The sequence below is a fragment of the Stieleria neptunia genome (assembly GCF_007754155.1).
Classification (GTDB): Bacteria; Planctomycetota; Planctomycetia; order Pirellulales; family Pirellulaceae; genus Stieleria; species Stieleria neptunia.
Genome location: NZ_CP037423.1, coordinates 6,394,031 through 6,407,824 on the forward strand (window position 1 = coordinate 6,394,031; position 13,794 = coordinate 6,407,824).

The window sequence follows — 13,794 nt, forward strand, 5'->3', positions numbered from 1 at the left end:
CGGCGGTGCCGGCCGGGGTGGCAAGCAGGATGCTTACCCCACTTTGCGACTCGTTCCCGGGCTCCGCCTGGGAACGGGATTGCTCGGAGGCTCCGCCTCAGGGGTCCGCCGGCGGTGCCGGCCGGGGTGGCAAGCAGGATGCTTACTTCACTTCACTTGACGCCCAAATGTTGCTCGATCACGGATTTGGCTTGCTCGCCTCCCAGGCATTGGTGGGCGCGCCAACCTCGCTCCGCTGCCGCCTGGACGTTTTCCGGCTTGTCATCGATGAACAGAATCCGTTCGGGACGCACCCGCGCGGCTTTTTCGGCAGCCTCGTAGATCTTGGTGTCCGGTTTCATCGACATCACTTCGCAGCTCAGAATCTTGACGTCATAGTCGATCTGCGAGACCGGCCAGGGCTGTTTTCGCACCCAGCGCCAGTGGGCGGGGCAGGTGTTGGACAACACGCCCACACGCCCGGCGCTGCGTCGGGCCAGCTCCACGACCTCGACCATCGAATCGATGGGCGTGAACATGTCGCTGATCGCGTCCAAGACCAGATCTTGTGGTAACCGTTTGGCGTCCAAATCCAACACTTGCCGCAGCGTCTGGGTGAACGAGCGGCTGGTGATCTGGCCGCTCTCGTATTGATCTTGCAGCCCACTGTCATAGAGGACTTCGCGGGCCCTGTCGGTGGAGATGCCCGCCAGCTCGGAAAAATTACGACAGGCGATCTCGGGGTCGAACGACACCAACACGTTGCCGAGATCAAAATAGACGAACTCAATTTGCATGATCTTCTTCGGTGATCGCTCGGTGGCGGAAAATAAACTCGACGATCGGCGCCGGGTCTTTCAAGCTGTGCGGGTGATGCCCGACCCCGGGTTTGTGGATGACTTCGATCGGCCCACCCGAATCGCGATACCGCTGCTGTAGGATGGCGGTGTTTTCATCCACCGGAACGACCACGTCGGCATCGCCGACGACGCACAGCACCGGGACATCAGCCGCCGCCAATGGTCCCAGTCCATCGATGGGATTGCAATGCGACTTTGGCGATTGCGAGTCCATCGCCTCGGCCTCGGTCAAACCATACGCGTTTAAACAACGTTTCCACTCGCCCGGGCTGCCGGCCCCCTTGCCTTTGCCGCCCGGCCAGCTCTTGATGTCGCACACCGGTGCATCACCATAAATGCATTGCACCTTGTCGGGATTCGCTTTCGCCCAGTTGAAAATGATCAATCCGCCGCGGCTCATCCCTTCCAACACCGGTTTGGGATGGAATTGATACGTCTCCGTCAGGTGGTCGTAAAAATCGTCCCAAATTTCAACGGCCTGGGGTGCCCCGAACAAGCCCGCCACATCGATGTAGGCGACGTGAAACCCCCGCTTCAACAACGCAACGTCAAGCTGCGGCTGGTGCCCGAAAAAGCGTGCCCGCCAGATCCACGGGTTGCCCGCGGCGGGCGATTGGGGTGCCACGATGATGCACTTTCGATCGTTGTGTTGAAAGTCATAGCGGGCAAAGGAATGGAAATCGGTCTGTTTCCCGGGAAGCTGCTTCCCGGAAAGCTCGTCCGCCCGCGCCGCAGTGGCGCAGCAAACCAAGGCGAGCATCACGACGGTGCGCGTCAGTGCATTCATATCACGATTCCGGATGTCCAAGGGTTGGAGACGATCGGCCGACGCAGGCTTACAAATCGCCGACAATGAAGACTTGCAGTTTGCGGCAACCGTGTGCCCCCAGCACCAACGACTGCTCGATGTCGGCCGTTTTGCTGGGTCCGGAGACGAAGACGCCGAATCGCGCCGAAAAGTTTTCGATCCGCTCGTAAGCCTGGTGCATGTTGGAAACGATTTGCGATCGCGGCACGACGATCGCAAGGTATTGGGCGATGAACAGCAACACGCGATGCGGAAGGCTGTTCCCGTCGATCCAAATCGACCCGTTTTCGGCGACCATGAATTCACCACGGGCGATCGTCCAATCGACCGTTGCCAAGTCGTGGGGATCGTCGATTTGCGTTGCGTCGATGGTTCCGGCGACCGAATCGGGTGCCAACGAGACGATGCGGGTCGCGGTGCGGAAGACGTCGATCTCCTCCAGCAAGGCGCGGACGTCGCGCTGCGAATCGACCTGGTGCGCCTGACCGCCGACCATCGCCAGCATCTCGATAAACGTGTCGATCGGTTGATCGAACTCGATCACACGATCCACATCGACGTCCGGCAACGGCGGGATGTCGACCTGTTTGGTGTTGATGCGATCCAGGATCGCCTGCCGCGCGTCGGTGTCGGCGGGTGTCGGTTTCATCATCTCGATTCTCAGTGGTTCCGATGGCTCTCGGTGGTTCCGATGGCTCTCAGTGATCCCGATGGCTCTCAGTGATCCCGATGACGTCGATGCCAATCGCGAAACGTCTCTTTCGGAGCCTCGGGAAGCTCGCGGGCGATCGTCCAAGTGTTCAAACGATGGTGGGTGGCCCAACGCGGCAGCACCCTTAGCGTGAAGCGTCCGACTTTTCCGACCATCCGAAACAGTGCGGGGAAGCGAAACAGATACGACGCAAACCGCATCGCAAGCCGCTTGGAGACCGGCAACAGTTTTTTGCCGACCAGTTCCCCACGCCACGCCAACAATTGGTGATGCAGCGGAATCTTGACCGGACAGACATCGCTGCACGATCCGCACAAGCTGCAGGCGTAGGGAAGACTCTTGTAGGAATTCTGGTCGCGGGTCGGCGAAAGCACGCTGCCGATCGGGCCGGGTACGGTGGCGCGATAGCTGTGCCCGCCGCTGCGCCGATAGACGGGGCAGGTGTTCATGCACGCGCCGCAACGAATGCAATGCATCGCGGCGCGAAACGTTTCGCTTTCCCGCAATCGACTGCGGCCGTTGTCGACCAGCACGATGTGCAGTTCGCTGTTCTCGTCGCGGGGACCGTTGAAGTGCGAGGTGTAGCTGGTGATCGGCTGGCCGGTCGCCGATCGAGCGAGCAGGCGGGTGAACACGCCGAGATCACGTTGCCGCGGCAATAGTTTTTCGATGCCCATGCAGGCGATGTGAACCCGCGGCAGCGACGTTCCCAGGTCCGCGTTGCCTTCGTTCGTGCAGACGACCAAGCCACCCGTTTCGGCGATCGCAAAGTTGACACCGGTGATGCCGATTTCGCCGGCGAGAAACTTGTCGCGTAAATGTCCCCGCGCCGCTTCGGCCAGGTACTTCGGATCCGACGCCCCTTCGTCGGTCCCCAGGTGCGTGTGAAAAGTGTCGCCGACTTCTTCTTTTTTGATGTGGATGGCCGGCAACACGATGTGGCTGGGGGTTTCACCACGCAGTTGGACGATCCGTTCTCCCAAGTCCGTATCGACGACATCGATGCCGTTGTCTTCCAAGTAGTGGTTCAACCCACATTCTTCGGTCAGCATCGATTTGCTCTTGACGATCCGATGCGTCTTGTGATCTTGAAGAATGCGGAGCACGATCTCGTTGTGATGTTCCGCGTCGCGTGCCCAGTGGACGATCGCTCCGCGGGCGGTCGCATTGCGTTCGAATTCTTGCAGGTAATGCGACAGATTGGCGATCGTGTGCGTTTTGATCCCCGACGCGGTCTCGCGCAGGTATTCCCATTCGGGCAACGAGGCGGCTTGTTTGTCGCGTTTGCTGCGAACGAACCACAGGGCTTGGTCATGCCAGCGGGACCGATTCGGGTCGTTGACAAATTCCTTGGCGGCAGCCGGATGCTGGATGATCGGGAGCATGGTGGCAAGTGGCTGAAGTAGTTTTGGGAAAAGTTTCGCGTAGCGGCTTGTTGGTTGCCAGACGGGACATCGATTCACGTCGCGCCGAGCGGCCGTCCGGACAGAATTTGGGCGACGTGCATGACTTGAATCGGATTTTTTTCGCGGCGAATCAGACCTTGCAGATGCATCAGACAGCTCATGTCGGCTGACGCCAGCACCTCGCTGCCCTTGCCGCAGTGATCGGCGATCCGGGCGCGGCCCATTTCGGCCGACACGTCCGCTTCGTTGACCGCAAACGTGCCGCCGAAACCACAGCAATCGTCGGGACGATCCGGTTCGACCCACTCGATGCCTTCGACCAGATTCAACAACTTGCGGACTTTGTTCTCCCGCGGCGTCATCGATTCACTCGATTGGCCGAGCCTCAGCTCGCGTAACCCGTGACAACTTTGGTGCAGCGAGACGCGGTGCGGGAATTTGACGTCCAGATGGGTGACCGCGACGACGTCGTGCAAGTATTCGCACAATTCGTAGGTTTTCGACGTGACGTGCTGAAACCTCGCGTCATCGGCATCAAAATAGGCGCCATAGTGATTGCGGACCATCGACACGCACGATCCCGAGGGACAGACCACGGCTTCAAAATCTGCGAACAGATCGACCAACCGTCGGGCCACGGGCGCCGTGTCGGCTTCGCATCCGGTGTTGGCCATCGGCTGGCCGCAACAGGTCTGGCCGTCGGGGTACGCCACGTCGACCCCCAATCGTTCCAACAATTCGAGCGTCGCGATCGCCACGTCTGGATACAGCTGGTCGATGTAGCAGGGGACAAACAGTGCGACAGTCATGAATCAGGGGCGATCGGGATGGAGGAAGCGGGGACCAGACGAGTGACCGTGGTCAGTATAGTAACGAAACGCGACCGATTTGTTCAGCGTGGCCATCTGCTGCCAGGATGAGCGAAAATTCGTTGAGAATGCGGAAGTCTCCAAGCTGTGAAGCATCTTTTTGCGGTAAGACGCAAGCGGGCTGTCGTTTTAGTCGGGATCTGCTGAGTCAATGGTGAGCCGCTGGCCGTAAGGCCTCGGGCAGCGTCGCAGTGCCCGGCCGCTTACGCGTCGCGGCTCACAAAAACGACAAGAACTCCTAAACGGCGTGGTTCGGACACGGTTTGCCGCGATCTTGTCAACAATCTTGGCGAACCCCTGGGAGGAAACGCGTTTCTGATCGACAATAGGACGATCGTCCATTTTTCTCCGGCGCAGCAACGGTTTGGCCAAAATGAGTGACACAGCCAGTCTCGATGATTCCAGTCTCGATGATTCTCCCAATATCGACGCACCCGCGATTGATGCGCCGACGACCGATCCCGTCCGAGCCCCGTTCGAGGTCAAATTCGCCTCGCGCGTCGATCGCTTGCCCCCGTACATGTTTGGCCGCATCAACAACTCGCTGTACCAGAAACGGCGTGCCGGCGACGATGTGATCGACTTGGGGATGGGAAACCCCTCCGACCCGCCCGATCCGGTCGTGATCCAAAAACTGCACGACGCGTCCTCGGATCCCGGCAACCACGGCTACAGTAAATCCAACGGCATCGCCAACCTGCGGCGTGAAGTTGCCGGAAAATACTATCGCAAATACGGGGTGCGTCTGGACCCCGATCACGAAATCATCTCCTGTCTGGGCAGCAAAGAAGGTTTCTCACACATGTGCCTGGCCCTGATGGGTCCGGGTGACACCGCGATGATCCCGTCGCCCTATTTTCCGGTTCACATGTACGGCGTCATCCTGGCGTCGGGCAATGTGGTCGCCCTCGACGTGGCCGACCCGGACAAATTCTTGCGGAACGTGGCGTACACCTGCGAGAACATGATGCCATCGCCCAAAGTGTTGATCGTCAACTACCCGCACAATCCCAGTTCGGCGGTGATCGAGCCCGACTTTTTTGTCGAAGTTGTGCGGCTGGCCAAAAAATACGGGTTCATGGTCATCCACGATTTCGCCTACGCCGACGTCGCCTTCGACGGCTATGTCCCGCCGAGTTTCCTGGCCGCCCCCGGTGCCAAGGACGTCGGTGTGGAATTCACGACGATGAGCAAGGGCTACAACATGGCCGGCTGGCGGGTCGGATTCTGTGCGGGCAACGCAGACATGGTTCGTGGCTTGGGAACCATCAAGGGTTATTACGATTACGGGATGTTCCAGGCGATCCAAATTGCCGCGATCGTCGCGCTGCGAGAAACCGAAGCGAATGTCGAGAAGCAATCCGCCATCTACCAAGGACGCCGCGACGTGCTGGTCAACGGCTTGCGTCGACTGGGCTGGAAAGTCGAGCCCCCCAAGGCCGGCATGTTCGTCTGGGCGGAAGTCCCCGAACCGTGGCGCAGTGCCATGAGCACAATGGATTTTGCGATGAAGTTGCTGGAAGAAGGCAACGTCGCGGTCAGCCCCGGCAGCGGGTTCGGCACCGCCGGAGAAGGTTACTTGCGGATGTCCCTGGTCGAGAACGAACACCGCCTGCGTCAAGCCGTGCGACAGATCAGCAAGTGTTTGGGGTAAGAAAGTAGGGCATGCTGTGCATGCCAAGTGTGACCTACACCTACTCGTTCCCAGGCTCCTGCCTGGGAACGCAATGCCGGCGAGGCTCCGCCTCGCGTTTGCATCCGGTGGAGGCGGAGCCTCCAAGACTGCGTGTTCCCAGGCGAGAGCCTGGGAACAAGGAAAGTAGGGCATGCTGTGCATGCCAAGTGTGACCTACACCGACTCGTTCCCAGGCTCCTGCCTGGGAACGCAATGCCGGCGAGGCTCCGCCTCGCGTTTGCATCCGGTGGAGGCGGAGCCTCCAAGACAGCGTGTTCCCAGGCGAGAGCCTGGGAACAAGGTTGATGTCAGGTGTCGATCAAATCTTCCGGTGACAAAATCGGGACGGCGTTTTCTTCGGTCTCCTGTTTTTCTCGCCAGGGTTTTCCGGCACGGTACTGCTCCAGTTCCTCTTCGAGTTGTTCGAGCTGTTCGTGCTCTTGTGCCTTGCCGACGTCGACCGCCTTGCTGCTCCACTCGATCGCCTTTTCAAAGTTGCCCATCTCGGCATAGCCCGCCGCGAGCGTACTGAGGATGTGGGGTTCCTGTCCATCGGTCAGTTCGACGGCGCGTTCCCCCAATTCGACCGAGCGGGCACCGTCTCGGACGCTGTCTTGAGGACTGGTGGCCAGGACCCAAGCGAGGTTGTTTAGGATTCCCGACAGGTCGAAGTTGGTGGAATCGTCACCCGCAACTTTGATGGCACGTTCGTAATCCTCGATCGCCTTGTCGTGATCTCCGACCGACAGGTAGGCGTCGGCTCGTGAGCGGAGGACCGAGACATTGGTCGGATCGCGGTCCAAAATCGCCGAGAGCACTTCGATCGCCTGCCGCGGCCGTTCGTCTTGCAAGTAGAGGTTGGCCAGCTGCAGTTTGCGGCCGTCGTTGGTCGGATCGCGATCGATCAACGTTTTCATTTCGTTGATGGCGTCGGCCATGCGGCCTTCTTCGATCGCGATCAGGCAACGGACAAAGATCGCCTGTTCGGCGGCGGCAACGCCGGGTGCGATCCGTTCGGCGGCCCGCAGGTCGTCTTTGGCGGCTTGCAGGTTGTTGCGTGCGACGGAGATTTCGGCGCGTTGCAGCAGCGAAATCGGATCTTGGGGTTGCATGGCGAGGGCTTTGTTCAGGTCCGCCAGCGCCTCTTCTTCTTTTAACTGCATGCGGTACAGGATCGCCCGCATCCGGTACAGCCCTTCGCTGGGTTTTGCTTCGAGCGTTTTGCTGAGCAATTCCAGGGCGTCGTCGACGCGGTCCAAATCGGCCAACTTTTGCACGACGGTTTGAGCGACTTGCAAATTGGTCGGGTCTTCGGCGAGCACCCGTTCCATGTCTTCGATCGCCCCGGCGACGTCTTGGTTTTGCAATCGAACCGCCGCGCGGGCCTGCAACGCTTCGCGGTTCTTGGGATCGTCCTTGATGGCGGCATCCAAGTCGGCCAGACGCTTGTCTTCGTTTCCGGGTCCCCAGGTCAACGCACGCAGCACATAGGCGGCACTGCGTTCGACGGGATTGTCGGCCAACAGATCGATCGCGCTGGAGGTCGCTGCGGTGATGGCGTCCTTGTCGCCACCTGGCAGCATGTTCAGTCGCGCGACCAGCAGGTAGGCTTCGACCAGTTCGGGGTCATTGTCCAGGGCGTCTTCAAGCGTCCGCAGCGCCTCGTCGCGCAACTGGATGGCGCGGTTGCGATTGCCGGCGGTTTGTCCCATCGCGGCGATCAGCTGCTGGCTTTTCTGCAACAGCACCGAGCCCAACATTTTTTTTGCGAACGACGCGTTTTCGCCGGAAAGTCCTTTCTTGATCGCCGTTTGCAGCAATCGTTCGACCGCCTCCAGCTCGCGTGGGCTCTTGGCGTCGAAACGCAAGATGGCGGCCTCGTCCAATTCATCCTGGCCGGCGTCGATTTCGTCGGCGCTTGCGTCGGCGGCATCACTCGTCGCCTCGGTCTCGTCGGCGGGCTCGGCTTGCGGCGTCTCGGCGTCCTGCGAAGCGGGCTGATCAGCGGTCTGCGTTGATTCCTCGCTCGGAGTTTGAGACAACGCGGGCGAAGGAGCGAACAAAACCGCGCCGCTCAGGCACAGCAAGGCGAGCAGCGTAAGGTGCTGGGAAGACGATCGTATCATCGGCGTGGGCTCGTGCGGGGTTGAGGTTAGACCCCTTTATTATGCCGTGCCGGCGAATCGATGCGTAGATGAGCTTGGCAAGAATCGCCCGATCAAGCCGACAATTCGGCCGACTCCAACTTTTCCACCGACTCTCTCATCGACTTCAATTCGTTTTCAAGTTCTTCACAGCGATTCTTCAAACGGATGTGTTCTTCGTAGAATCGATTGAAATCCGTTGCCGTTTCCTGCCAGAAATCGCAGGGCCGGAACCGCAGCTTCATCGCCCGTCCGCCGTCGGCCAATTCATTCAAGATGCCGCGCAAGCGTAACATCGGGCCGGCGAAGCGATGGCTGAGTTTGACGATGTCCCAAACGTAGACGGGATACAACATCAGCATGATGCACAACAGCGGTGCCTGGGCGCCGAATGACCGCGCGATCGCCTGTCCAAACGTCTGGTTGCCGGGGGCGTAAACCATTTGGACGCCAATCCCGATCGCCAGCAACGCCAAAATGGTCAGCGACCAATGCATCGACATGCGGCGGATGATGGACCACTGGACCGGGGGATCGATCAGGAATCGGTTGCGTTGAGACATAAGTGAATTTCCGGTTCGCGGGCGGTGCGACGGGCGTACGGAGGTGTGGTTTGGGGACGAGACTTTCCAACGCTAGCTCGCATTGGGCGGCCCCGCGCCGAAACCGGCACAAATCCCCGTGAGGGATAAAGGCCATCCAAGAATTCGTCGCCGGAAAACTCGACGCAGCCCCGACAACCGAATCAGACGGATCCGGTCCGCCGCAAATTGCACGCTCCGACTCGCTCGACGACCAGAAATCGCGAGGAATTTGCCGATTAATCGTCCTGTGTACTGCATTTCCGAAAACGGGATCGGCGGAGCGTCGTCGCCCGATTTTCACTTCGCGACCCTGTCACGGATGACGAGTCGGCTCATGCCAGGCAAATCAAATCAACCGCGAACCACGCCTCTCGACCCGCCCCATCCGCGTCGAGCGACCAGACGCAAGCGTCTGGCCACCACCGCTGCTCTGGCACTGGCCGCGCTGACCCTGTCCGCGGGCAACCCAACGCTGCCCGACGCCCAGGCCGATCATCCCGCCACGATGCAGCGTGTGGGACGATTGCTGGGGGTCGGTTGGGGCGATGGATACCACGTCTGTCGCGACGGCGGATTTCGGCCGGGGGCGGATCTGCCGCCGCATGGCTATGCCGACCGATTCGGCCACGCCGGATGTCGCGACGGCTGCGGCCAGATCTATCCGCCCGGCACCGGACTGTCCCAAGTCCACCGCGGGCTGCCCCATCTGCTGACCGGGCTGCCCAGTCTGCCGGCCGTGTCGGGCCCCGCCGTGTATTCGAGCGGCGTCGCGTCCTGCCAGGCTGGGGATTGCGACAGCGGCGGCTGCGACAGGCCCATTGCCGGGTTCAACCATGCCGAAGCGACGTTGCACCGAACTCCCCAACCGATGGGCAGCCGTCCCCCGGCATCCTGTGACGATGCGGGCTGCGATGCCGGTCTGGACGCGTACGAGTTCTCTGACACCGCGAATCCGGCTGCCGATGCCGGCCCGGCAAGCCCTGCCGAGTCGTCGGCTGCGTCCGATGACGCCATGAAACTGCCTCAAGACTGGCTCGTTGACCAAGACCTGCCCGTTGACCAAGACCTGCCCAGCGAAGCGGCTTCGCCGAGCGATCAATCGATGCCGGTCACCGTTGTCGCGCCACAGGTGGAAGAACCGCTGCTCGATTTTTCGGGCCCGAACCAGCTGCCCTTCGCCTCGGCCGCCCCGAACGCCGCATCCGCCGACACCGTCGAACCGCTTGGCGGCGAGCCGGATCTGTTGAACGATCAAGCGGTCGAACAACAACTGCCTCCGGCCGCCTATTTCCGTGGCGACGACGACCTGGGATTGGACCAGCCCGGCACAGGCGATCTTGAAGTGCCAGTTGTGGAGACGCCAGCAGCAGAGCAGCCTGAGGCGGAGTTGCCGGTGCAATTGCCGTCGGTTCAGATGGACTCCCCGCAGCCGTCGCAGACGCCGGCGGTCGAGTCGCCGGAAATCAATACACCGCCGGTCCGCTCCAATCCGTTCCTCGGTACCGGGATGCGTTCGGCCCCGTCAAAACCGCCGGCCCCGTCAACGGCAGGCCGTGCCGCACCGCGGGTGGCGACGCTGCCGCGTGCCGGCCGCGACTGGAACCCGATTCGCCAGCCCGATTGAGCCGCCGGCGAATCAGCCCTGGATGTCAACGCTGCCAAGCACGTGTTAGCGGTAGGGCGCAAATCCTCCGGTCGTTCACGGTGTCAGACGCGGGAAATCGATGCGTTACAGCGATTCCTTGATGTCGGCAAAACCGCGCAGCTCGTACGGAATCTGGACGTAATCGAGCACCCGGCAGAGGCCTCGCAATGCGACACCGAATCCGTCGGGGCCGCTGAATCCGCCGAACTGACCACCGCCCTTGACGTGCGGTTCCAGATCCAGGAACACGCCATCGGCGCCGCGGCGGGTCGCCCGCTGGTGAAGCTCGGGCAAGAAGTCTTTGAAATCGCGGAAGATCGCTTCGTGACCACAATCGCCGCGATCGGCGGGCACGAAATTCTCCAGGCTGGCCTCGTCGACGTGGTCGATCCGACCGGTGGGGGAGGGATCGTGATAGTCCTTGACGTGCATCCACCCCATGCTGTCCTTCATCGCCAAATATTGGGCGAAGGTTTCATCGGCGGTGAAGCCTTGCGTGACGATGTTGGCACCGTCAAAAATCGTCAGCATCGCGGGATGGTTGACTTTCGCCGCGATGGCTTGCAGCAGCGGTCCGGTTTGCCCGACCAAATTGGCTTCGACTTCCAACCCAAACGTCAACCCGCGTTTGTCGCAGGCTTCGGCGATCTGCCCGAGCTGGTCGGCGACCTGATCGAGATGGTCTTCCGGCGCCGAGCCCTTGGGATGATAAAACGCAAACCCGCGGATCAATTTGGCACCGAAGGCTTCGGCGCGATCGCAGGCCGTTTGAACGTCCTCGGCCAAGTACTTTTCGAACGGGATGAACTTGTTTGCGGTCCCGTCGTCGACATCTTGCAGTTTGACCTTGCCGATCGGCGAACCGATGCTGCTGACCTTCAACCCATAGTCGGATTGCATCTTGACCAGATGATTGATCTCGGCGTCGCTCAGCAACATCACATTCTTGATGCCTTCGCCGGCGTCAACGAACCGCATGGAGTAGTAGCGCAACCCCAACGCGGCGAACGCCGAATATTGCTGGACGGCGAGTTTTTCGTTGGCGGCTTCGTCCGCAAAACCACTCAAAAGGACGGGGATTCTGTCAGTCATCAAATTGCAAGCTGGGGTTGAAAGGAAGTTGTCGGGGGGGCGAACGCCCAATGCCATTTACTTTGGGTTTGAACGTGTTAGGGGAACGGCGCGAGCCGTCCGGTATCGGCGTGAAAGACCGGAGGGCTCGCGCCCTACCGCTAACAAAACACCGCGTTTGGCGTCAAAGTAAGTGGCATTGGCCGAGGGCCGGCGTCGGATCACGCTCATGCGTTGGCATTATCCTACGCTTGGGGCGTTGGATACTGGACAATGATATTGCTGTGCAGGCCCCCGCGGGGCGTCCACTGGCTCTCCACCGTCACACTTTTTGGCTGTACAACCGCCAGAAAGTCATCCATGATGCGGTTTGTCACGGCCTCGTAGAACATGCCTTCGTTCCGAAATCGCTGCAGATACATTTTCAAACTCTTCAGTTCCACGCACAATTTGTCTGGAACGTAGCTGAAAATGATCTTCCCATAGTCCGGCTGACCGGTCTTGGGGCACACCGAAGTGAACTCGGGGCAATGGTGCACGATGGTAAAATTGCGCGACGTGTTGGGATTGTCGAACACTTCCAGGATGTCACTAAAGTTTTCTGAATCACTCAACGCTATTTTCTCCCTTGGGTAAATCACAATTTTCGCACGCACCGGCCGAATCCACCAGGGGACCGGGTCACGCCCAATTGCTGGTCAGCGAAACCTTTACCAGCCGACAAGGCGAAGGCCGGCTGACCGGGACGGACAGCTTTTTCATCCGCACCAGCGGCTGCAATTTGCGCTGTTGGTTCTGTGACACGCCCTACGCGTCCTGGGACCCGTCGGGCGACCGCCAGACGATCCAATCGCTGGTCGAAGCGGCTCGGCAAAGTGGCGTCGCACACGTCGTGCTGACCGGCGGCGAACCGCTGCTACCGGCCGCGGTCACTGAATTGTCCGACGCGCTGATGCAGGCCGGGTTTCACCTGACGATTGAAACCGCCGGGACGATCGACAAACCGATCCCCTGTGACCTGCTTTCGCTCAGCCCCAAACTGGCCGACAGCACGCCCGACCCGCAGCAGCATCCGCGCTGGAGTCGTCTGCACGAACAGCGCCGCATGCCGCTGGATACGATGCGAAACTTGATCGACGCCGCGATCGGCTTTCAACTGAAATTCGTCGTCGGCGACGCGGCGCAATTCGGCGAGGTTCAAGACGTTTCCCGAGCGCTCGACGTCGACAACGAGGACGTCTTCATCATGCCGCAGGGCGTGACGAACGCCGAGATGGACGCCGCCCAGCGCTGGCTCCGTCCGCTGGCCGAATCGGCCGGCTACCAGTATTGCGACCGCATGCAAATCCGCTGGTTCGGCAACCGCCGCGGGACGTGAGCCGGGTTTGCCTCGCTGATGCACCCTTGGCCACCACTCAACCACTCGTTCCAAGGCTCGGCCTGGGAACGCAATGCCAAAGCCTCCAATGCCCGATTTGAATGAACCCACGGATGGCAGAGCGTACCCACGGATGAAAAGCAGCCTGGGATCCGTGGGTACGCCTTGCCATCCGTGGGTGTTCTCCGTTGCAGTGATACCCGGCATGCACAGCATGCCCTACGCCCCCGTTGTTACGCCAGGCGGAGCCTGGGCTGCGCAAAACCGACCGGTTTTGTGTTGAAATTGCTATTTGAGAATTTGACGGAATTGGTTCTCTTATATGCAGTTTTTCCGCGTCATGGAGGTTCAGTCATGTCTCAAGCCACGATTGAGTATAAGTCACCTGTTTCCAAACTTCTTGGTTCGGCACGCCGTGGACGAGAGAAATGGAAGAACAACGCCATGCAATCCAAGCGGTTGATTAAGGAACTCAAGCAAAACCTCTGCAATGCGAGAGAGAGCCGCCAGCGATGGAGAGGCGAGGCAAGCCAACTGCGGCGGCGCGTCGCCGAGCTGCAGAGTGAATTAGAGCAGTTAAAAACGCGGAGCAGCCCCTGAAGAATCGCCCGACGCAGCCGTCGACTCAATTGCTGCCGCCGGCCCCCCAACATTCTTTTTCGT

13 protein-coding genes are annotated in these 13,794 nt (G+C 60.3%); 4 read left to right on the forward strand and 9 right to left on the reverse strand.

Translation table 11 applies throughout. The features are described from left to right. Positions 1-152: 152 nt before the first annotated feature. From Enr13x_RS22230 to Enr13x_RS22250, 5 genes are all read right to left on the reverse strand, one after another. On the reverse strand, positions 153-776 hold the full coding sequence (locus Enr13x_RS22230) for an HAD family hydrolase (RefSeq protein ID WP_145389077.1): 624 nt from the start codon (positions 774-776) through the stop codon (positions 153-155). Continuing rightward, the gene (locus Enr13x_RS22235; protein WP_145389078.1) at positions 766-1,626 is read right to left on the reverse strand and encodes an alpha/beta hydrolase family protein; all 861 of its coding nucleotides are present in this window, start codon (positions 1,624-1,626) and stop codon (positions 766-768) included. The genes Enr13x_RS22230 and Enr13x_RS22235 overlap by 11 nt, the downstream gene beginning before the upstream one ends. Before the next feature lie 49 nt (positions 1,627-1,675). Next, positions 1,676-2,299, reverse strand: a complete 624-nt coding sequence (locus Enr13x_RS22240) for a LutC/YkgG family protein (RefSeq protein ID WP_145389079.1) — start codon at positions 2,297-2,299, stop codon at positions 1,676-1,678. 65 nt (positions 2,300-2,364) lie between these two features. Then, positions 2,365-3,744, reverse strand: a complete 1,380-nt coding sequence (locus Enr13x_RS22245) for a lactate utilization protein B (protein WP_145389080.1) — start codon at positions 3,742-3,744, stop codon at positions 2,365-2,367. Positions 3,745-3,818: 74 nt separating this feature from the next. Next, positions 3,819-4,574, reverse strand: coding sequence for a (Fe-S)-binding protein (locus Enr13x_RS22250; RefSeq protein ID WP_145389081.1), 756 nt, complete (start codon positions 4,572-4,574; stop codon positions 3,819-3,821). 433 nt (positions 4,575-5,007) lie between these two features. Here Enr13x_RS22250 and Enr13x_RS22255 point away from each other — a divergent pair, with 433 nt between their 5' ends. Then, on the forward strand, positions 5,008-6,288 hold the full coding sequence (locus tag Enr13x_RS22255; RefSeq protein ID WP_145389082.1) for an aminotransferase class I/II-fold pyridoxal phosphate-dependent enzyme: 1,281 nt from the start codon (positions 5,008-5,010) through the stop codon (positions 6,286-6,288). 329 nt (positions 6,289-6,617) lie between these two features. Here the strand turns inward: Enr13x_RS22255 and Enr13x_RS22260 are convergent, their stop codons facing one another. Both Enr13x_RS22260 and Enr13x_RS22265 read right to left on the reverse strand, forming a co-directional pair. Further along, positions 6,618-8,435, reverse strand: coding sequence for a tetratricopeptide repeat protein (locus tag Enr13x_RS22260; protein WP_231743704.1), 1,818 nt, complete (start codon positions 8,433-8,435; stop codon positions 6,618-6,620). 92 nt (positions 8,436-8,527) lie between these two features. Continuing rightward, a complete protein-coding gene (locus tag Enr13x_RS22265) occupies positions 8,528-9,016 on the reverse strand; it encodes a hypothetical protein (protein WP_145389083.1) in 489 nt (162 codons plus the stop codon). Between the two features lie 355 nt (positions 9,017-9,371). Between Enr13x_RS22265 and Enr13x_RS22270 the strand changes: the two genes are divergently transcribed. After that, positions 9,372-10,661: a hypothetical protein gene (locus Enr13x_RS22270; RefSeq protein WP_145389084.1), complete on the forward strand. Its 1,290-nt coding sequence runs from the start codon at positions 9,372-9,374 to the stop codon at positions 10,659-10,661. Between the two features lie 105 nt (positions 10,662-10,766). On the opposite strand, the gene Enr13x_RS22275 is transcribed toward Enr13x_RS22270, so the two are convergent. Further along, positions 10,767-11,774 (reverse strand): sugar phosphate isomerase/epimerase family protein, encoded by a 1,008-nt coding sequence (locus Enr13x_RS22275; protein WP_145389085.1) that lies wholly within the window; start codon positions 11,772-11,774, stop codon positions 10,767-10,769. Between the two features lie 224 nt (positions 11,775-11,998). Continuing rightward, positions 11,999-12,367, reverse strand: a complete 369-nt coding sequence (queF, locus tag Enr13x_RS22280) for a preQ(1) synthase (protein WP_145389086.1) — start codon at positions 12,365-12,367, stop codon at positions 11,999-12,001. Between the two features lie 14 nt (positions 12,368-12,381). On the opposite strand from queF, the gene Enr13x_RS22285 reads away from it, so the two are divergent. Then, entirely contained in the window at positions 12,382-13,131 is a 750-nt protein-coding gene (locus Enr13x_RS22285) for a 7-carboxy-7-deazaguanine synthase QueE (protein ID WP_231743705.1), read from the forward strand. A gap of 354 nt (positions 13,132-13,485) precedes the next feature. Further along, positions 13,486-13,731, forward strand: a complete 246-nt coding sequence (locus Enr13x_RS22290) for a hypothetical protein (RefSeq protein ID WP_145384425.1) — start codon at positions 13,486-13,488, stop codon at positions 13,729-13,731. Positions 13,732-13,794 lie beyond the last annotated feature (63 nt).